Annotated in this window: 21 protein-coding genes; 5 read left to right on the top strand and 16 right to left on the bottom strand. The window is 55.9% G+C overall.

Annotated elements, in window-relative coordinates; genetic code table 11:
- Window positions 1-178: 178 nt before the first annotated feature.
- From G7G_RS0109895 to rplK, 3 genes are all read right to left on the bottom strand, one after another.
- Window positions 179-1,819 (bottom strand): glycosyltransferase family 32 protein, encoded by a 1,641-nt coding sequence (locus G7G_RS0109895; protein ID WP_139056600.1) that lies wholly within the window; start codon window positions 1,817-1,819, stop codon window positions 179-181.
- Between the two features lie 171 nt (window positions 1,820-1,990).
- Window positions 1,991-2,689, bottom strand: coding sequence for a 50S ribosomal protein L1 (gene rplA / locus G7G_RS0109890; protein WP_010440987.1), 699 nt, complete (start codon window positions 2,687-2,689; stop codon window positions 1,991-1,993).
- A 1-nt stretch (window position 2,690) separates the two neighbouring features.
- The gene (rplK, locus tag G7G_RS0109885) at window positions 2,691-3,140 is read right to left on the bottom strand and encodes a 50S ribosomal protein L11 (RefSeq protein WP_010440985.1); all 450 of its coding nucleotides are present in this window, start codon (window positions 3,138-3,140) and stop codon (window positions 2,691-2,693) included.
- 381 nt (window positions 3,141-3,521) lie between these two features.
- Between rplK and G7G_RS0109880 the strand changes: the two genes are divergently transcribed.
- The 3 genes from G7G_RS0109880 (at window position 3,522) to G7G_RS22895 (ending at window position 7,371) form a co-directional block, all read left to right on the top strand.
- Complete coding sequence (locus tag G7G_RS0109880; RefSeq protein ID WP_010440982.1) at window positions 3,522-4,739, top strand: peptidoglycan-binding domain-containing protein; 1,218 nt, start codon at window positions 3,522-3,524, stop codon at window positions 4,737-4,739.
- Window positions 4,740-5,045: 306 nt separating this feature from the next.
- Window positions 5,046-5,918: an alpha/beta fold hydrolase gene (locus tag G7G_RS0109875; protein WP_238528782.1), complete on the top strand. Its 873-nt coding sequence runs from the start codon at window positions 5,046-5,048 to the stop codon at window positions 5,916-5,918.
- Window positions 5,919-6,186: 268 nt separating this feature from the next.
- On the top strand, window positions 6,187-7,371 hold the full coding sequence (locus tag G7G_RS22895; RefSeq protein ID WP_010440979.1) for an adenylate/guanylate cyclase domain-containing protein: 1,185 nt from the start codon (window positions 6,187-6,189) through the stop codon (window positions 7,369-7,371).
- A 53-nt stretch (window positions 7,372-7,424) separates the two neighbouring features.
- Here G7G_RS22895 and nusG read toward each other — a convergent pair whose 3' ends face one another.
- From nusG to G7G_RS0109835, 7 genes are all read right to left on the bottom strand, one after another.
- Window positions 7,425-7,958 carry a transcription termination/antitermination protein NusG gene (gene nusG / locus G7G_RS0109865; protein WP_010440977.1) on the bottom strand — a complete coding sequence of 178 codons (534 nt, stop codon included), beginning with the start codon at window positions 7,956-7,958 and terminating at the stop codon, window positions 7,425-7,427.
- A gap of 199 nt (window positions 7,959-8,157) precedes the next feature.
- Window positions 8,158-8,355: a preprotein translocase subunit SecE gene (gene secE / locus G7G_RS0109860; RefSeq protein WP_010440974.1), complete on the bottom strand. Its 198-nt coding sequence runs from the start codon at window positions 8,353-8,355 to the stop codon at window positions 8,158-8,160.
- 79 nt (window positions 8,356-8,434) lie between these two features.
- On the bottom strand, window positions 8,435-8,593 hold the full coding sequence (gene ccoS / locus G7G_RS0109855; protein WP_010440972.1) for a cbb3-type cytochrome oxidase assembly protein CcoS: 159 nt from the start codon (window positions 8,591-8,593) through the stop codon (window positions 8,435-8,437).
- A 5-nt stretch (window positions 8,594-8,598) separates the two neighbouring features.
- Entirely contained in the window at window positions 8,599-10,776 is a 2,178-nt protein-coding gene (locus G7G_RS0109850; protein ID WP_010440971.1) for a heavy metal translocating P-type ATPase, read from the bottom strand.
- 4 nt (window positions 10,777-10,780) lie between these two features.
- Window positions 10,781-11,239, bottom strand: a complete 459-nt coding sequence (locus tag G7G_RS0109845) for a FixH family protein (RefSeq protein ID WP_010440969.1) — start codon at window positions 11,237-11,239, stop codon at window positions 10,781-10,783.
- 2 nt (window positions 11,240-11,241) lie between these two features.
- Entirely contained in the window at window positions 11,242-12,669 is a 1,428-nt protein-coding gene (gene ccoG, locus G7G_RS0109840; protein WP_037321191.1) for a cytochrome c oxidase accessory protein CcoG, read from the bottom strand.
- Window positions 12,670-12,771: 102 nt separating this feature from the next.
- Window positions 12,772-13,647: a LysR family transcriptional regulator gene (locus G7G_RS0109835; RefSeq protein ID WP_010440966.1), complete on the bottom strand. Its 876-nt coding sequence runs from the start codon at window positions 13,645-13,647 to the stop codon at window positions 12,772-12,774.
- Between the two features lie 100 nt (window positions 13,648-13,747).
- Here G7G_RS0109835 and G7G_RS24380 point away from each other — a divergent pair, with 100 nt between their 5' ends.
- Window positions 13,748-13,906 carry a hypothetical protein gene (locus G7G_RS24380; protein ID WP_158005269.1) on the top strand — a complete coding sequence of 53 codons (159 nt, stop codon included), beginning with the start codon at window positions 13,748-13,750 and terminating at the stop codon, window positions 13,904-13,906.
- A gap of 152 nt (window positions 13,907-14,058) precedes the next feature.
- On the opposite strand, the gene ccoP is transcribed toward G7G_RS24380, so the two are convergent.
- From ccoP to ccoN, 4 genes are read right to left on the bottom strand one after another with little or no spacing between them, the layout of a single operon-like run.
- Window positions 14,059-14,922, bottom strand: coding sequence for a cytochrome-c oxidase, cbb3-type subunit III (gene ccoP / locus G7G_RS0109830; protein WP_010440964.1), 864 nt, complete (start codon window positions 14,920-14,922; stop codon window positions 14,059-14,061).
- Window positions 14,919-15,125: a CcoQ/FixQ family Cbb3-type cytochrome c oxidase assembly chaperone gene (locus G7G_RS0109825; RefSeq protein ID WP_010440962.1), complete on the bottom strand. Its 207-nt coding sequence runs from the start codon at window positions 15,123-15,125 to the stop codon at window positions 14,919-14,921. The genes ccoP and G7G_RS0109825 overlap by 4 nt, the downstream gene beginning before the upstream one ends.
- Window positions 15,126-15,136: 11 nt before the next feature.
- Entirely contained in the window at window positions 15,137-15,865 is a 729-nt protein-coding gene (gene ccoO, locus G7G_RS0109820; protein WP_010440960.1) for a cytochrome-c oxidase, cbb3-type subunit II, read from the bottom strand.
- A gap of 14 nt (window positions 15,866-15,879) precedes the next feature.
- Window positions 15,880-17,487, bottom strand: coding sequence for a cytochrome-c oxidase, cbb3-type subunit I (gene ccoN, locus G7G_RS0109815; protein WP_010440957.1), 1,608 nt, complete (start codon window positions 17,485-17,487; stop codon window positions 15,880-15,882).
- A gap of 193 nt (window positions 17,488-17,680) precedes the next feature.
- Between ccoN and G7G_RS0109810 the strand changes: the two genes are divergently transcribed.
- On the top strand, window positions 17,681-18,520 hold the full coding sequence (locus tag G7G_RS0109810; RefSeq protein WP_010440955.1) for a universal stress protein: 840 nt from the start codon (window positions 17,681-17,683) through the stop codon (window positions 18,518-18,520).
- Window positions 18,521-18,558: 38 nt separating this feature from the next.
- Here G7G_RS0109810 and G7G_RS0109805 read toward each other — a convergent pair whose 3' ends face one another.
- Together G7G_RS0109805 and fnrL are read right to left on the bottom strand one after the other, a co-directional pair.
- Window positions 18,559-18,813, bottom strand: a complete 255-nt coding sequence (locus tag G7G_RS0109805; protein WP_010440953.1) for a GlsB/YeaQ/YmgE family stress response membrane protein — start codon at window positions 18,811-18,813, stop codon at window positions 18,559-18,561.
- 45 nt (window positions 18,814-18,858) lie between these two features.
- Window positions 18,859-19,602, bottom strand: coding sequence for a transcriptional regulator FnrL (fnrL, locus tag G7G_RS0109800; protein ID WP_010440951.1), 744 nt, complete (start codon window positions 19,600-19,602; stop codon window positions 18,859-18,861).
- Window positions 19,603-19,652 lie beyond the last annotated feature (50 nt).

Here is a 19,652-nt window from a genome sequence, read left to right as displayed (position 1 = left end):
TTCTAGGCAATTGCCCGGTGTCTGTCATGGTATTTGTGATCCTTGTGCAAAATCAAAACCATTATCAGGTTCTACCCACCTCCATATCAAGAGACCTGAACATACAAACACCCCGCAATTAGCGCCAAAGGCAGATCGCCATTTTGTAGAATAGCGTGGATGGTCGCTAATCGTTCCGTCAAACAGCTGACTCCAGTATGTCGCGGGCAGCGCACTGTTGAACATTTGGATCAAGCTCGGCCAAAGCAGAGCGGAAATCTCGACCCCACAAATGGAACCCAAATGTGGTGGGTGTCACCAAATCTGAAAGCCGGGTTCCTGCTTGAAACAACGCAGGTATTTCTCGACTGGAAATATAGTAAAATGCGGTGCTGTCATGAGCGTATTTGCGTTCGCCTGACATATTCAATGCAGTCGTCAAAGCTCTTGGGCCAGTTGACCCCCAACGCAAGCGCCCAAAAGGTTTCTCTCGTTGCGCCTCAACCACCGCGTTCAATCCCAAAAGTGCCGGCGAATCCTTCCAGGCCTCAGAGGCCAAACGGTCCTCCTCGAACACCTCTCCCAACAGAGCAAGCGATTTACTATGCGCCGGAAGCCCAAAAACCGCATTATTCACGAGTGAATGATACGTTTGATGCCTTGGAAGATCCGGCAAAACACATCCAACACAAAAACCTGCACGAGATTCAGCCGAAGCCATGAGCCTCTCGGCCGAAGCGACCATGTACATATCGGTATCAAGCCAGATCATGCCGGTCTTACTAACCAAATGATACCTGAATATGTCTGCGTGTATCGCTGGGCTTTTGTGCCTTACATGCCGAATGACCCTGCCTGGCTCATATATTTCTCTCGCATCAAAATACTCCACCCCTTCTGGCAGGTTTCGGATCGGCTCGTAAGAAAAGACAATAGGATTATAACCAAAGTCCTTCATGGAATTGAGGCAAGAACGTTCCAGTTTTCCCGGCTCTCCCCCCATCCAGAGTGTCCCAAATTTTTGGTCCTTCTTTTGCTCGCTTCGCTTCTTGGGCAACGCGGCATTCTTTGGCTTTTTCTTTGGCTTTAAGTGCAGCCAACGCATTGGGTATCTACGTCCCTCGGATGCAAGCACCCAAGTCAAATCATCTGGCATATGCAACTCATTCCGAAGCTGCAAAAGATCGCGTTTTGTATCGTCAACCAATTCGACATCAAACAAGACCTGTGCGTCGCGAACTAGCCTTTCTTCTTTTTCGTTGCCCAACCAAACGCCACTGGAGTGCAACTCGATCAGAAACTCTGAAGACTTGAATTCACTAAGAAATTCGAAGGTTAAAAGTTCGAACTCACCGCCTTCGATATCAATCAAGAAAAACAAATCCTGAGGCTGATACCTAGTAGACACCAGTTCGCGAATTGACGTGTCCGTAGCGGTGGCAGCAATCTCGACCCTGTTGCGAACACCATTCACGTGCAGGGTCTTACGGATGATCTGTCGAGCTTTGCGTCTTTGTTCGAAACATAGGCTTCGCTCGAAATGGCCCGCTTGCACCAAACCAACGCCCCAATAGCCATCTGCCGCCCCAAGATCGACGAGTATCGGCTTTGTGCTTTCCACGAAAATAGGTTGATTTTGTTGTTCGTAGATCCCCAGCAATTTCGTGAACAAATCTGCTTGCCCCCAACTGCTTTCTTCAAGCAACCGGAAACCGCGAAGGCAGCCGCCCATGACGTATCCACCACGTTCCTTAAATAGTTGGTTACCTATGTCCCTCCGATACTGGACGATCTGACGCTTTAACTGCCGCAATTCTTTTGGAGATTTGCTCGGACGCATGGAACGCTCTTGATAGAACCGAAATTTGGACCTTTTCTATCGCAAAAGTCTAATAGCGAAACCATCTCCCAACTTGTCGGCATTATTTGTGACATCAATGCAGCGGCAACGCGGAACAAAAAACCCGACCAACACCTGTTGGCCGGGTTTTCCGAGAGTATTTCGAAGAACTTATTCGCCCGCAGCAGCAGCCACGTCCAAAGTAACACCTGGGCCCATCGTCGAGCTCAGTGCGATTTTCTTCATGTATGTACCTTTGGCGCCCGACGGTTTGGCTTTCGCAACTGCCGAGATGAAGGCGCGGACGTTTTCCACCAACTTGGCTTCGTCGAAGGACGCTTTGCCGACACCAGCGTGCACAACGCCGCCTTTTTCCGCCTTGAACTGAACTTCACCACCCTTGGCTGCTTCCACGGCCGCTTTCACGTCCATGGTCACGGTGCCAACCTTGGGGTTGGGCATCAGGTTGCGGGGGCCCAGCACTTTACCCAGACGGCCAACGATCGGCATCATGTCCGGGGTTGCGATGCAGCGATCGAATTCGATGGTGCCGCCCTGAATAGTTTCCATCAGGTCCTCTGCGCCAACGATATCTGCGCCAGCTTCTTTTGCTTCGTCAGCTTTCGGGCCGCGAGCGAAAACAGCAACGCGCATCGCTTTACCGGTGCCGTTCGGCAGGCCAACAACGCCGCGAACCATCTGGTCTGCGTGACGGGTGTCAACGCCCAGGTTCAGAGCGATCTCGATGGTCTCATCGAATTTCGAAGTTGCGTTGCCTTTGACCAGGGAAACTGCTTCTTCAACCGACAGGTTTTCCTTGCCAGCAACAGCTTCGCGCGCAGCGCGGGTACGTTTACCGAGTTTTGCCATCTTACTTCACCTCGATGCCCATAGAGCGGGCCGAGCCCAGGATGATCTGCATTGCGCCTTCGACGTCGTTAGCGTTCAGATCTTTCATTTTGGCTTCGGCGATTTCGCGAACCTGCTTCGAGGTCACGGTTGCCACGGTCTCACGACCTGGGTTTTCCGCGCCACGGGGGCGGTTACGCTTGCCAACCGGCTTCAAACCAGCCGCTTTTTTCAGGTAGTAAGACGCGGGCGGCGTCTTGATGTCCATGGTGAAGGACTTGTCCTGATAGTAGGTGATCACGGTCGGGCACGGAGCGCCGGGCTCCATGTCTGCGGTCTTGGCGTTGAACGCCTTGCAGAATTCCATGATGTTGATGCCGCGCTGACCCAACGCTGGACCAACTGGCGGCGACGGGTTCGCCTGACCTGCAGGAACCTGCAGTTTCATTGTACCAGCAAGCTTCTTGGCCATTTGGTTTTCCTTTCAACTTAGGCGGGACGCGTCCCACCCAGATTATGTTGCGTGGTCCGGCCCAAGATCGCGATCTCAGTAACCTCCCACGAGAGAATCTCGCCCGAAGACGATAGGGGCGGCGTTTACAGTGGAACGAAGACATTGGCAAGTGACTGGCGACCAATTGGGCCATATCGAATCGCGCTTCGCAGCATCGAGAGTGAGTTCTATGGATGAGCGGTCTCGCCACCAACGTCGGGTGAACAGCTAACTATCCCATAGTTCGACAGAAATTCCAGATACTCCGCGCACAATCAGCCAATTGTCGCCGGTTTCACCTGCGCGTGCTTAGCTGTGCTATACTCAGCGAAATTAGTGATTTTTGAGTGGAGGTTGATTATGATCATTCGTTTTATTCTATCGTTGGGTATCGCTATTTCTATTGCAGCAATAGCCCCTCAGAATGCGCGCGCTGACGCTGGGGATTTCATCGGCGGTGCTGTCGTCGGAGGGGTCGCTGGATATCTTATTGGCAAAGATCAGCAAAAAAAGAAGACACAGTCATCGACAGCGACCCGAACCTACCGGCAGGGCATCCCATCCACCACTCAAGGGGCGCAAACCCAAACGGCGCTGAATTACTTTGGCTACAATGCCGGTCGTGTTGACGGTCAGGTCGGGCGTGGCACGCGCTCCGCCATCGAACGTTATCAGGCCTCAATGGGTTATCCCGTAAATGGGCATGACTTTCAGCCTTATCAATATGACTTCCTGCAGCAGGCTTATTACTGGGCGACAAGCGGTGGACAGGCCGCCACCCAGCTCTCGGGTCAACCGCTGTTGATGGAGTACCGCCGACAGGTTCAATCAGGATCTTCTCTGGCTGCGGCACCTCAGGCTCCAGCTCAGGCTATTCCGGTTATCAAGCCCCAAGATACCGAAGCCGCAGCGAACACCACTGAAACAGCATCTGCGAGCCTGCCGACTCTGTTTTCCGGCGGCACCGGAGGTCCATCGCTGGCAAATCGTTGCAGCGGGGTCATGCTGCAAACCTCGACCAACGGAGGCTACACAACGCTTTCGAACATGACGGATGCCGACTTTGCACTCAGCGAGCAGTTTTGCCTTGCCCGCAGCTATGCGATGGCGCGTGGTGAGGATCTGATGCAGGATATCCAGGGCCTGACACCCGATCAGGTATCTGCCCAATGTGCCTCGTATGGTGAGATGCTGGCACCCCAAGTTGACGCCCTGTCTATCAGCTCAAAAACAGATGCTGAAACGCAGGTTCGCAAAATGGCGCTGGATTCTGGATTGAGCCCCGCGGATCTCGCTGCGACGAGCAAGGTCTGTCTGGCGATGGGCTACCGTCAGGACAACATGGATACCGCCGTTGGCTCTGCGCTCATGCTGGTTGCGATGGGTGAACCCGCCTATGGAGAGCTGGTGGGCCACCACTTGCGCGAAGGATTTGGCGTGCAGGAGCGTCGCGATCTTGCGATGCAGTGGTATGATGCGAGCCTTTCGGCACTGGATGCCGGTTCACAGGCTGTCTTCCTGCCGTCCCAGACCGACCGTCCACAACTTTTGCGCGCGGCTATGATCCAGTCGCAATAAGACGATACGCAATTCGGTATCGGCCCCTGTAGGTTTCAAAACGCGCCGCGTCGCTAGCTGCGTTGCGGCGTTTATTCCGGTCGCGTAGCATGGCTCATCCCGTGATCGCGCGCCTTTCAATCTGGGATGAAAGCCTCTCCCCAATTATTGTGACCGCAACTACGCTTAACGCTGAATACATTGGGGCGGAGTTTTGATACATTCACCCGTTTTTCAAATAGCCAAGCGTTTTTTGTGGAATATTGTGCTATCGATTGTCCATCCAAAGTGCTGAACCGACAACCGCCTAAAAAGAGGAAATCAATGATGAATACGACAGGCAGAGCAATGGCAATTGCCGTGCTGGCAGCGTCGGTCGGCACCGCGCACGGAGAAACCGCCGAGATCAATGGGTCTGATATGTATTATGAAACCGTCGGAGACGGGCCGCCAATTCTGATGATGCATGGCGGTCTCGGCCTGAGCCATGATTACCTGAGACCCTATTTCGATACATTGTCCGATACGCATACGGTTATTTACTATGACCATTTTGGCAATGGTCGCTCGGGCAGACCCGACGAATATTCTGAAATGACCTTTGACCGCCTGGTATCAGATGCCGCCGGGCTGATGGATCACCTGGGGCATGAAAAATTCACGCTGATCGGCCATTCCTACGGCGGTTTTATTGCCCAGGACTTTGCCACTCAAAATGCGGATCGGCTGGAGGGGCTTGTATTGATCGATACGGTCCCCGCGTTTGACTATGCGCCAACGATTTCCGGGCCAGACGAGCAAATGGCGGCTTTTGGGAAGTTGTTCAGCCAGCCCATGGCCGACAATGATGATTGGCGGTCTACCTGGGGTGAAGTCGTCAAGCTCTACTTCAAGCAATATCCTGAAGATACTGGCGCGGATCTGGATGATCGAACCGTCTATGAATATCAGGCCTGGAATGCCGCTGGCCCTCTTCTGGGCACATTCAACATGCTGGATAAACTGCCTGATGTGACTGTGCCTACTCTTGCCATGGCTGGTCAGCATGATGGCATTACGCCTCCCGGTCCTGGGGCCGAAAAAATTGGCGCATTGATGCCCAACGCCACAGTCGTGGTTTTCGAAAAATCTGCCCATTACCCATTCATAGAAGAGCAGGATGCCTTTTTTGCCAGTCTGAACGAATGGCTGAACCGATAGCAGAAACAGGTGGCGCCCTCGGGCACCGCTTTTGATTTTCTCAGGCAGAGTCCGAACAGGCGCGGCAGCCTACGGAGATCCCAATATGTTTGGGTTATTTGGCCAAAGATCGATTTTGAGACCCGTTCGATCACGTACCAGTCCCTGATAGTCTATTCCATTAGTCGCAGCACTATCTTCGCGTGCTACTTGCGGTCTCGGACTAAGACCGCCACAATTTTATCTAACGCGGAACGAACCTGACCCAGCATTCTATCGCGAGAGGCTTATGTTGCCCCCAGCATCCGAAGCGAACCAGCAACAGAACAAGGTTGATGCTCTGATCGAGTGGATGGTTGACGGAGCCCGACCGGCTGGAAATGCGGTCGAGATTATTGAAGGTATCTGCACGCGTCTGCTGGACGCTGATGTGGCCATTGATCGGTTCGGTTTGTTCATTTGGACGCTACACCCCAATCTGATGGGCCGGCGTTTCCTGTGGAAAGCGGGCGCTGGCGTCGACAGGGTCGATGCGCCGTCACAACTGTTTACTACCGCTATTTATACCGATAACCCCTTGCCGCACGTGATCGAGCGTCAGCAATCCATCCGTCGCCATCTGGAAGATCCAAACTGCCCTCAGGACTACATTATCGTCAGCGAACTGCGCGAGCAGGGATTCACGGACTACCTGGCGCAGCCGCTGATCTATCTCAATGGCGATACTCATGTCTGCACTTGGTCAAGTGCTACACCCGGTGGGTTTTCAGATCGAGATCTGGCAGTCCTGAACCGGGTTCGCGGTCCGCTCGCGCGCCTGACCGAGACCTATATGCTTCGGCTCGACGCGACTTACCTGCTGTCGACCTATGTTGGACGTAACAGCGGCGCGCAGATACTGGATGGCAAGGTGCATCGCGGTGATGGTAACACAATCGACGCCGTTATACTGTTTGCAGACCTCAAGGGATTCACACATCTTTCAAATTCTGTATCCGGCGATGCACTGGTTAGGCTGCTGAATGACAGCTTTGACTGCCTTGTTCCTTCAGTAATGGATCAGGGAGGAGAGATTCTGAAATTCATGGGCGACGGCTTTTTTGCCATCTTCCCAACCAACTCGGACCTTACTCCGAGCACACAGATCACAGCCGCCATTACAGCAGTCCGCGAGGGTTTGGCGTCGCTGACCAATGCCGATTTCCAGCACAAGCTTGGCGTACGGACTGCAATCCATCACGGTCGTTTCCACTATGGCAATATAGGTGGCGGTGATCGGCTGGACTTCACGGCCATCGGCCCCGATGTCAACTTGACAGCCAGACTTGTGTCGGCGGCGACAGAACTGAATTGCGATCACGTCCTATCCGAAACCGCCGCAGCGTTTTTGCCGAAACTCTGCGAACCGGTCGGGACCGTATCACTCAAGGGGTTTGGCGAAGATCAAACCGTTTGGCAGTTGAGTGGCCCGTAAACGCAAAAAAGGGTGCCTATAAGGCACCCCATCCGGTGGTTCAAAGAAACCAATCAGCTCTGCTTGGTAACCTGTGTAAAATCCAGCTCGACCGGGGTCTCGCGGCCAAAGATCGAGACCGAGACTTTCAGCTTTTGGGCTTCGTCGTCCACACCTTCGACCATACCGTCGAAATCCTCGAACGGGCCGTCGTTGACCTTGACCTTCTCGCCAACCTCGAAGGTGATCATCAGCTTGGGCGCTTCTTCACCTTCCTGAACGCGGTTGAGGATCTGGTTCACCTCGGCATCGCGCATCGGCATCGGGCGGCCCTGCGGGCCCAGGAATCCAGTGACACGGTTGATCGAGTTGACCAGATGATAGCCCTGATCCGACATTTCCATATGCACCAAAACGTAGCCGGGCATGAACCGGCGTTCGGTGGTGACCTTCTTGCCCCGGCGCACTTCGATCACCTCTTCGGTGGGCACCAGAACTTCGTCGATATCGTCCTCAAGGCCCTGTTCAGCCACCGACGTGCGGATCTGCTCTGCGATCTTCTTTTCGAAATTCGAAAGAACGCTGACCGAGTACCACCGTTTCGCCATGAACCTGTCGTCCTTGTTTGCCTTTGGCGCGTTCGAACCAGGCGAAGCACCGTCATTGAAATTCTATCACGTCACCCGGAATAAAAAGCGGCGCGCAGCTCGAATCGCCGCACGCCCATTCCGAATAGTTCCGTGTCACCTACTCTGACACGGCGCGCTGTGCAAGGGGCAATGGCGTTTCCACCCGCCCCGAACGGGCTTAGCTGAACGCGCCCAGGACCAGTTGCAGACCACCACGAATGCCCAGATCGACCAGTGCAAAAAACACAGCAGTCAGCGCTGCCATGATGAACACCATGACCGTGGTCAACAGCACCTCGCGACGGGTCGGCCAGACGACCTTTGCAACTTCGGCTCGGACCTGCTGAATGAACTGGATCGGGTTTGTGGTTGCCATGAGGCTACAATCTCTCTGCTTGCGGATGGGCCGGACATAGCCGGGCATTGCGGCAATTTCAAGGGCTGTTGGCACCGCGTCAGGGCTTGGGCTTGTCATCCCATTCGTCGCTGAGGATGCGGCGCGCATCACCTTCGGGATCTTCATACTGGTTCGAGCGCACGGTGTAGATAAAGGCGATAAGACCAACTGCGCCCAAAAGCAGCGAAATCGGGATCAGATAAGCAAGCACTTCCATCGGGGTTACCTCAGCCGCAAGGCGTTCAGTGACACCGTAATCGACGAGGTCGACATCGCCAAGGCTGCGATCAGAGGGGTTGCCAATCCGGCGACGGCCAGCGGGACAGCGATCACGTTATAGACAGTGGCAATGCGGAAGTTCTCGCGAATCCGGCGCGTCGCCTTGACAGCAGTTTCGCAGGCCTCGGCAATCGGAGACAGATCGTTGCCCAGCAGCACGATATCCGACGCCACCCGTGCGGCATCCAAGGCGCTGGCAGGAGAGATGGATACATGCGCTGCCGCCAGTGCGGCCGTATCGTTCAGCCCATCGCCGACCATCAGAACGTGCCGACCCTGATCGCTCAGGTCCTGCACCTTGGCGGCTTTGTCCTGAGGCAAGGCCTGTGCGATCCAGTTCTGGATGCCAAGCTTGTCAGCCAAGGCCTGAACTGCGGGGTGCGTGTCGCCGGATATCAGGATGACGTCTTTTCCCGCCTTCCGAAACGCGGCGATGGCTTCGGCGGCACCCGCGCGCAGGCTATCCGTGAATGTAAAGCGCAACGGGGTTTGCGACCCTATGGCCAGCCAAGCTGCGGTCTGCTCACAATCTTTGCCTCCGACCCAGGCTGCACGACCCAGCCGGACGCGCTGTTCCTGATACATGCCTTCGGTGCCATAGCCCGGCACCTCAACCACATCACGCAATATCGCAGGCTTTATCCCGACCCCACGCGCCGCCTTTGCAAGAGCAATCGACAGCGGATGGGAAGAGGCCTCAGCCAATGCCAGCGCGACTTCCAGATCAGCGCGGGAATGATCGCCGAGATTGGTCAGCTCGGGCGTCCCTGAAGTAAGCGTGCCGGTCTTGTCGAACACCACCGTGTCCACCTCGGCAAGGCGTTCAAGGGCGGTGGCGTGTTTGATCAGCATCCCGTTCCGAAATAACCGGCCCGAGGCCGCTGTGGTTACTGCTGGCACCGCCAGCCCCAATGCGCAGGGGCACGTGATGATCAAAACCGCCGCTGCGATGTTCAGCGCGGTGCGAATATCGCCGGAATAGATATACCATCCTAAAAAGCTGAGCGCCGAAAGGATGTGCACCCCCGGCGCGTAAAGCTTGGCCGCCTTGTCCGCCAGCGAGGTATAGCGTGACCGGCCCGACTCTGCGATGGCAACCAGATCGGCCATACGGTGCAGCGAGGTATCCTCGCCGACCGCGGTCGCACGGATGGTCAAAGGGCCGGTCAGGTTGACCTCGCCAGCGCTGACACGCAGCCCGGCTTCGGCAAAGATAGGAAGCGTTTCCCCGGTCAGCAGCGATCGGTCCAGCTCGGACCGGCCAGAGGTAATTTCGCCATCCACCGGCATACGCCCGCCGGGACGAACCAAGATCAGATCACCCACGCGCAGGTTAGCGACGGCGACCTCCTGTTCTGAACCATCCACCAGACGAATGGCGCGGGGGACTTCCAGCGCTGTAAGCTCTTCGGCAGCCGATCGCGCAGCGGCGCGCGTGCGATAATCAAGATACCGGCCCGCCAGCAGGAAGAATGTCAGCGTCAAGGCCGCATCAAAATAGGCGTGTTCACCGCTGAGTGCAGTTTCCCAAAGCGAGGTGACCAGCGCCAGCAGGATCGCCAAAACAATCGGCACATCCATATTCAACCGGCGCACGCGCAGCGCGCTCCAGGCGTTGGCAAAGAAAGGTTGGGCCGAAAATGCAATCGCAGGCAAGGCAATCGCTGCCGATATCCAGTGGAACATGTCGCGTGTCGCGTCGGTGGCACCAGACCAGACCGAAACCGACAACAGCATCACGTTCATCGAGGCAAATCCCGCAACCGCGAGCCGCATCAGAAGATCGCGCCCAGCCTTATCCGATTGCGTGGCCGACAGGGCACCCGGATCCAGTTCGTGTGCTTCAAAACCGGCACGTTCCAGCACTGGTATCAGATCAGCCGCACGTGTATCGGGTTTCGCTTTGATCATCGCGCGTTTCAGCGTCAGATTGACCCTCGCACCCTCCACACCGGGATGAGCATTCAACTCGCGCTCGACAGTGGAGATACAGGCCGAGCAATGGATACCCGGCAGCGACAGCGCGATTTGCACGTCCTCGGGGATTAGCCGGGCCGGTTCCGCCGCGGTCGCGACACAACCGGGACAAGCTGCCCGAGCTGGGGTAACTTGCGCTGTCATCCCTCTAACCCTTCACATAAAGCGGCACGCGTTGCGCAAACTCGGCACCGTCTTTCGCTTTTGCCACAAGGCGAATGTTCCAGTTACCTTTACCCAGCGCAGCTGGGGCGGCATAGGTGATGCCGTCAAAGGTGAAGTCAGGTGAGAAGTCATCTTTCACGTGGGTGGCGCGCCCGACGACGGCCTGCAATTCAGCCACCTCAACCGGTGAACCAGTCTGATCGGTGATGCGCAATACCAGCAATCCACCGACCAACTCAGCCTTGATATCCCAGCCCAGCGCCTGCTGTTCCTGCAAGCGTTCGTTGAACTCCTGGCTGGCAACATAGGAGTTCTTTACTTCCAACCCCGGGAACGTCTTTACCGCGCTGTAGGCCAGCACGAGGTTCACCGCGATGATCACGCCAAAGGCCGCGACAAATACCGCCAGTGCGTGTTTGCCAGTGAATTGACGCTCTGCCATTGTCAGTTTCCTCGCCCATTGAACGTGGTGTCTTTGTATGCGCGCTCACCACTTTCCAGATCTTCGACCCAGATGCGAACTGATGTGCTGTCAACCGCTGCGGGCCCGGTGTCTTTCGCTGCTGTAATATAAACGCGCGTCAATTGTGCCGTATCTGCCGTGACATTTACAGTGTCACCTTCGACGCCCTCGATTTCGACCTGCAGCGACGGATCACCGGCAAGCGACAGTTTAAAGGCCCGTTCCTCGCCATGCTTGTTACGCAGGCGTACGTCATAGGTATTGCGGATCGTACCATCGGAAAGGGTTACGAAAGTCGGGTTCCGTACCGGAGCCACAGTCAGGTCGATATCCGACCGGATGAACAGGGCGAAGAGCAAGGCGAAACCAACCAGCGACCACAAAGAGGTATAAAGGATCGTGCGCGGACGCAGGATGTGTTTCCACACATTCTTGGGCGGATGACCTTCGCGTTCACGCGTTTCGTCACTCAGCGCCATGTAATCGATCAGGCCACGTGGCTTGCCGATCTTGGCCATCATGTCGTCGCAGGCATCAATGCAAAGAGCGCAGGTGATGCATTCCAGCTGCTGACCGTCGCGGATATCGATCCCTACCGGACAGACATTGACGCAAGCCATACAATCGATGCAATCGCCCAGCTCGCTGTCAGCGGAGCGTTTGCCCTTGCCACGCGGTTCACCCCGCCATTCACGGTAGCCGACGACCAGGGTATCCTCGTCCATCATCGCGGCCTGAATGCGCGGCCATGGGCAGGCATAGATGCAGATTTGTTCGCGCGCGAAGCCTCCAAAGAAGAAGGTTGTACCAGTCAGGATCAGCATTGTCGTGTAAGCGACGGGATGCGCATTGCCGGTGACCAAATCACGCGCCAGTGTTGGGGCATCCGCAAAATAGAAAACCCACGCGCCGCCGGTTGCCAGCCCGATAAAGAACCAAACTAACCATTTGGTCAGTCGAAGACGCGCTTTGCGGAAATCCAGCTTCTTTTGGCGATGCAGGCGCAGACGCGCATTGCGGTCGCCTTCGATCCAGCGTTCAACAAGAATATAGAGGTCGGTCCACACAGTCTGAGGGCAAGCATATCCGCACCAAACCCGGCCCAACGCTGAGGTAAAAAGAAACAACCCCAATCCCGCCATAATCAAAAGCCCGGCAACGAAATAGAATTCGTGCGGCCAGATTTCGATCCAGAAGAAATAAAAACGTCGGTTCGCCAGATCGAGCAACACAGCCTGATCAGGAAGGCTTGGCCCTCGATCCCATCTGATCCACGGCGTTACATAGTAGATGCCCAGTGTCACCGCCATAATGATCCACTTAAGGTTCCGGAATGGACCGGATACCCGTCTTGGGAAAATTGGTTCTCTGGCGGCGTAAAGGCTGGGGGTCGGGTTGGAATCGCTCACAGGCTGGCTCCGGGACTGGCTCTTCTGAGTGTGCGTTCTTCCAGATCACAAGCATAGGGACTTTGACATGGGTCAAAACGCGCATCGTACAGATACCTTTTATCACGTTTCACGAGCTTGACGTCTAAGCCAGCCGGCAAAAGTTCTGACAGCAGGCCTAAGTGCCGAATTTGCCGTCACAATATGGTATCCGCGCGCATCGGGCTCAGCGTAGAGCTCCACAATGCGCCCAGCTTTGATGTCTTGCTCGACGAAATGTCGCACGGTCACCGTGACCCCCTGCCCGGCGCGCAAACCATCCAGAACCAGATTGCCAGGCAGCTGAGTCCGACCTGCACCGCGTTCTGGACCAACGCCGTGCTCGGCAAGCCAAGACGTTGCCTCGGTGGTGCCAACCTCTTCCAACCACGGCAGCTGCGCCAGCTCCGACGGGGTCAATGACGTCTTGCCCCCCAGAAGTTTCGGCGCGGCGACAATCACCACCGGCGATTGCAACAGCATTTCTGAATGTACCCCCGACCAACCTCCGGGGCCGTAGCGGATCGCAATGTCCACTCCGCCTGGGCGCAAATCAACCACTTCGGCGGACGGGTCGAGGATCAGATTCACCTCGGGGTGGGATTCGCGAAACACCGGAAGGCGTGGCATCAGCCATGAGGCCGCGAAAGAGGATGTCAGTGATACATGAACTGGGCGATCCAGGCCGGATCTGGCCAGATCGCCGACCGCAGCCTCGATCGCACCAAAGCCAAGTTGCAAGGCGCGGGCCAGATGCTCTCCGTCCGCTGTCAGCGTCAAGGCTTTGCCGCTGCGATCCAACAGGGCTGCGCCAAGATACTTTTCCAGCACGCGCAACTGCTGGCTAATGGCGGCATGACTGACGTTCAGCGCGGCCCCGGCTTCGACAACATTACGCTTCTCAGCAAAGGCAGCAAAAGCGCGCAGCGCGGCGAGTGGAGGAAGTTTGAGCCAATCCATATGTAATCCATACTTACATGTTGGAAAGGTTATTGAGTCGCATTTTCGGCATCAAAGGTCAATCTATTCGGCAGAAACAACGCCACATAGGAGGCAAGCCATGCTGACTGTATTTGCCCGATCTTTCATGAATGCGACCCGCATCGACGCTCCGCACATTCGAGAGGCTCCTAAGCCGGGTCTCCGTAAGCGCCGGTGGCTGCCCGAGAGTCATTGGTGGAGAGAAAGCCCGCGCGGGGTGGATCTGAACAACCTCTGATGGCGTCTTAGATCCCCACACTAGACCGCAGCCTGACGCGGCCCTATTGTTTGGAAAATCGGCACCGGCTGTTCTGGAAACGCGCGAACAGATTGAACAGCCGGTGCCTCAGCCTTCGGGCGGAATACCGCCCGGAGGTGTTCTTTTAGCCTCTACTGACCACCACCCAATTGGTGGACGTAGGACGTAACGGCGCGGATTTGCGCGTCAGTCAAACGATTTTCCCATGGGGGCATCACACCAAAGCGGCTGTAGGTGACCGTTTCAGTCAGAGCCTCTTCACTGCCACCATAAAGCCAGATCGCATCCGTCAGGTTTGGTGCACCTTGTGTGACGTCGCCTTTGCCATCCTCGCCGTGGCACGATGCACAGTTGTCCTCGAACACAACCTTGCCCGCCTGCGCCGCCGCATCGTCGGTCTGCGCATTTGTCAGAGACATGACGTATTGGACTACCTGAGTGATCTCGTCTTGCTCGAGGATCTCACCAAAGGCCGGCATCTCAGAATAGCGCGCATCGTCGCTTTCTTCGTTCCGGATACCATGGGCGATGGTGTACTCGATATCTTCGAGCGTACCACCCCACAGCCAGGCGTCATCCAGCAGGTTCGGGAAGCCCGGCGCGCCTTGCGCACCAGAGCCATGGCACTGCGCGCACCAGGTCCGGAACACGGCACCGCCAGAGTTCACAGCGTATTGCTGAAGCTCTGCATCCGCCGAAATCTGTTCCAGCGGTGTCTCCACCAGCTTGGCATTCCACGGCGCGTTCGCTTCTTCAAAAGCGACCATTTCTTGCTGCACCAGCTCGCGCGAAGACCAGCCCAATACACCGGCGGTTGCCGATTGAACCAGAGGCCACGCTGGATACATGATCGTATAGATCACGCCCCAGAGAATGGTCGCATAGAACGTCCACAGCCACCAACGCGGCATCGGGTTGTCGAACTCTTCGATACCGTCCCAGCTGTGACCTGTGGTATTCGGATCGCCCGGCTGTTTTTCAGGTGTTTTGCTCATTGCCGCGCCTCCTTGGATGTGGCGGGTTTGTCTTGCTGAGGGGCAGGGGCATCCACATGTCGGAACGGGATATTGGCCGTGTCCTTGTATTCCTTGCTGGCACCGGGGCGGAAAACCCAGATCACGATGCCCAGAAAGAACGTAAACAGCAGCAGCAGCATCCAGCTATCCGCAAACTGCCTTAGGAGAGTGTATTCTTCCATCTTATCCCTCCTTAGCGGCTTGCATCTGGCGTAAACGTCGAGAAGTCGACCAATGTACCCAGCATCTGCAGATAGGCGACCAACGCGTCAGTTTCCGTCAGTTCGGGCTGACCATCAAAGTTGCGCACGTTCACCTTGTCACCATAGCGCTCCAAAAGACCGTCGTAGTCGCTGTCCGGATCCGCCTGAGCACGGAAGTCTGCCAGCGCGTTCTCCAGCATCTCTTCAGTGTAAGGCGTGCCGACCATTGCGTTCGCGGCCATGACATCACCGATGTACTTACCGTCGATCTTGCGACGCTCGAGATAACCATACTTGGGCATCACCGATTCCGGGACCACCGATTGCGGATCACGCAGGTGATCAACTTGCCATTGATCCGAGTATCGGCCGCCGACGCGTGCCAGATCAGGTCCGGTACGCTTCGATCCCCACTGGAACGGATGGTCATACATCGACTCGGCCGCCAGAGAATAGTGGCCATAGCGTTCGACCTCGTCCCGCATCGGGCGGATCATTTGGCTGTGGCAGACATAGCATCCTTCTCGGATGTAGATGTCACGCCCCGCCAGTTCCAGAGGAGTGTAAGGGCGCATGCCCTCCACCTTCTCGATGGTGTTCTCAAGATAGAACAGAGGCGCGATTTGAACGATGCCACCGATAGTAACGACCAGGAAGCTGAAAATCAGCAGGAGAGTCGCGTTGGTCTCGAGGATCTTGTGTTTGTCGAGAATTGCCATTGCTCCGGCCCTCCTTATTCAGCCGGGACCGCGACGGTCAGGCTGGCCTCTTTGGCCGGTGCCTTCCGCACAGTCATCCACAGGTTGTAGCACATGATCAGCGAGCCAGCGAGGAACATCACCCCACCCAAACCACGTACGACGTACATTGGGAACTTGGCAGCCACGGTGTCAGCAAACGAATTCACCAGGAAGCCGTTGGCATCCACTTCACGCCACATCAGGCCTTCCATGATACCAGTGACCCACATCGACGCGGCGTAGAGCACGATACCGATTGTGGCGAGCCAGAAATGCCAGCTGACCATCTGCAGCGAATACAGGCGGTCCCGTTTCCACAGGACAGGCACCAGATAGTACAGCGCACCGAAGGTGATCATTCCGTTCCAGCCCAGCGCACCCGAGTGCACGTGACCAATAGTCCAGTCGGTGTAATGAGACAGGCTGTTCACAGCGCGGATCGACATCATCGGACCTTCGAAAGTGGACATGCCGTAGAAGCCGACTGAGATGACCATCATCCGGATCACAGGGTCTGTGCGCAGCTTGTCCCATGCGCCCGACAGGGTCATCAGACCGTTGATCATACCACCCCACGAAGGCATCCACAGGATCACCGAGAAAACCATGCCCAGCGTCGAGGCCCAATCCGGCAGCGCGGTATAGTGCAGGTGGTGCGGACCGGCCCAGATATACAGGAAGATCAGCGCCCAGAAGTGGATGATCGACAGTTTGTAGCTGAACACCGGACGCTCGGCTTGTTTCGGGATGAAGTAGTACATCATGCCCAGGAAGCCTGCGGTCAGGAAGAAGCCCACGGCGTTGTGGCCATACCACCATTGGATCATGGCGTCTTGGACACCTGACCAGACGATGACCGATTTCGAACCCCAGATGCTGACTGGAATGGTCATGTTATTGACCAGATGCAGCATGGCGACGGTCACGATGAATGCCAGATAGAACCAGTTGGCCACGTAGATGTGGGGTTCTTTCCGTTTGATGATTGTGCCCAGATAGACAGCCAGATAAGCAACCCAGACAACGGTCAGCCATAGGTCGACATACCATTCAGGCTCGGCGTATTCTTTCGACTGGGTTCCACCCAGCAAGTAACCGGTTGCGGCCAGAACGATAAACAGCTGATAGCCCCAGAACACGAACCAGGCCAGGTTTCCGCCCCACAGACGTGCGGCACTTGTGCGCTGTACGACATAGAACGAGGTTGCGATCAGCGCGTTACCACCAAAGGCGAAGATAACCGCCGACGTGTGTAATGGCCGCAAACGTCCAAAGTTCATATACCCTTGCGCCCATTCGAAGTTCAGCGACGGAAAGGCCAGCTGGAACGCAATGAAAGTCCCCGCAAGGAACCCGACCACACCCCAAAAGGCAGTTGCGATCACGCCATAGCGGATCACGCCATCCATATATTCCGCCGAGCGATCTACAAGAATATCTGGCTCATCGGTGTTTCTAAGCGTCCAAATGAACAATCCAGCAGCGATGATCATCACCAGAATTGCGTGCACCTGATACGCCAAATCCCGTGCATAATTGGACCCAATGGCTGCGAACAGCACAACCAGCCCAAGCACGATCAGCTTGATGTAATTTGACATATTGCGTCCCTTTGCCATGCCCCGCGCGATTCTTCATGCCACACGGAACCCTTTTGACTGCGTGTCGTAATGCAGTGATGCCAATTCTGCTGCTTTGATCTGTGTCAAGACAACCCCCTGTTTTCTGTGAGAGGTATTTTCCAGAGACAAACACACGTTCCGCATTAAGGAGCGCCGGAATAATGAGGTCGACATGGCATACAAATCCCTGCTTACGGTCATGACAGAAACCAAGATTTCCCAAACGGCTCTGGCACAGATGGTCGCCTTGGCCGACGGGCAAGACGCCCACGCCGAAGCGCTGTGCCTTGGGGTCGACCGCAGTCAGACCGGGTATTACTACGCCGGGGCCAATGCACTGATCCTGCAGGAAACCCTGAGTCGCGCAAATGCCGAGGCGGATGAAATCCTCAAATTTGCTCAGGACTATCTTGGCAAATCGGGGGTGCGTTGGTCGGCTGAAAATGGGGTAGCACAGATTGCCGATATTGGCCGACACGTCGCCCGCCGCGCCCGTTTTTCGGATCTTGTGATATTGCCGCGCCCATACGGAAAGGATCGCGACGCCGAGGCCGAACCGATTGTTGAGGCCGCCATGTTCGAAGGGCATGCCCCGGTATTGCTGGTACCGGATGAAATTGAGCCAATCTCCTCACCCAAAACCATAATGGTAGGCTGGAATGAAAGCATCGAAGCGATGCGCGCCATCCGCTGCGCCCTTCCCTTCCTGAAGCAGGCCGAGCTTACACGGATTGTCGTCATTGACCCGCCACGTCATGGGCCCGATCGCTCGGACCCTGGCGGGCTGTTGTCTCAAATGTTGGCGCGGCACGGTGTGAAATGCGAGATTGATGTGCTGAGCAAAACCATGACACGCGTTTCGGATATTCTTAATCGTCACGCCGCCGATACCGAGGCCGACATGATCGTAATGGGCGCCTACGGGCACTCGCGCTTTCGCGAGGCCATTCTGGGCGGTGCGACTCGGAACATGTTGGAACAATCCGAAGTGCCGGTCTTTCTGGCCCATTGATCAAATTGCAAAAACCGCCCTATCGGGGCGGTTTTTTCTCAAGCCTTGCGGATCAGGCCAATTAGGAACAGAAGAATCACTGCGCCGGCCGTCGCAAAGAAAATCGAAGAGAGCAGCCCACCACCGACGCCAAAGCCCAAAGCGGGAAAGATCGTGCCAGCCAAAAACGCGCCGACGACTCCGACGATGATGTTGCCGATCAGGCCGAACCCGCGTCCTTCCATGATCTTTCCGGACAGCCACCCGGCAATCGCGCCGATGAACAACATGGCCAATACACCGCTGAATTCCATTGTTGGCTCCTGTTTGTTTTGGGGCTTTAGTCAGATCATCGGATATCAGACCAGAAATCCGCCATCCGAATCGTCACCCGCCTCTTCCATCAAACGCCCCATATCTGGGATCGTGACATGGCGTTTGCTTTCCAACAAGATGACCTTGTCCTTCTTGAGGGCTGAGATTTGTCTGCTAACAGTCTCAAGTGTCAGGCCTAGGTAGTCTGCCATCGCCTCTCGTGTCAGAGGAAGGTCGAATACAATCGGGCCGACAGTGCCGGACGAATGAAGTGACGCGTCCCTACGCGCAATGATCGAGAGAAGGCTGGCAATCTTTTCCCGCGCCGTTTTCCGCCCAAGCACCAGCATCCATTCACGCGCGGCATCCAACTCGTCCAAAGTCATCTGCAACAGGCGCTGCGCGATATGCGGTGTCGTCACCATCAGTTCTTCAAAAGGTTTTTTCCGAAAGCAGCACATCACCAGATCGGTCGTCGCAACAACGTCATACGGCGCGTTTTCACGCCCGGGTCGGCCAACGAAATCACTAGGTAAGAGCAAGCCCACCATCTGTGTGCGCCCGTCTTCCATCGTCTGTGTCAGAGACGCAATTCCGGATACGACAGAACCGACAAAGTTCATCGGATCACCGGACCAGATGACTGTCTGCCCAGCCTCAAAGCTGCGGTAGTACTTGATGCTCTCAAGTTCTTCCAGCTCGTCCTTTTCACAATGCGCGCACACCGCGCGATGCCGTATCGGGCATTCTGCGCAATTTGTGTGGTCGAATTGGGCCTTGAGTGTCATTCGCGTTTCCATTTGATTTCGGTCAAAGTACCCTGGGCCCTCCCGCTATA

It is taken from the genome of Ruegeria conchae (assembly GCF_000192475.1).
GTDB lineage: Bacteria > Pseudomonadota > Alphaproteobacteria > Rhodobacterales > Rhodobacteraceae > Ruegeria > Ruegeria conchae.
This window is presented reverse-complemented; position numbering and strand designations above follow the sequence as displayed.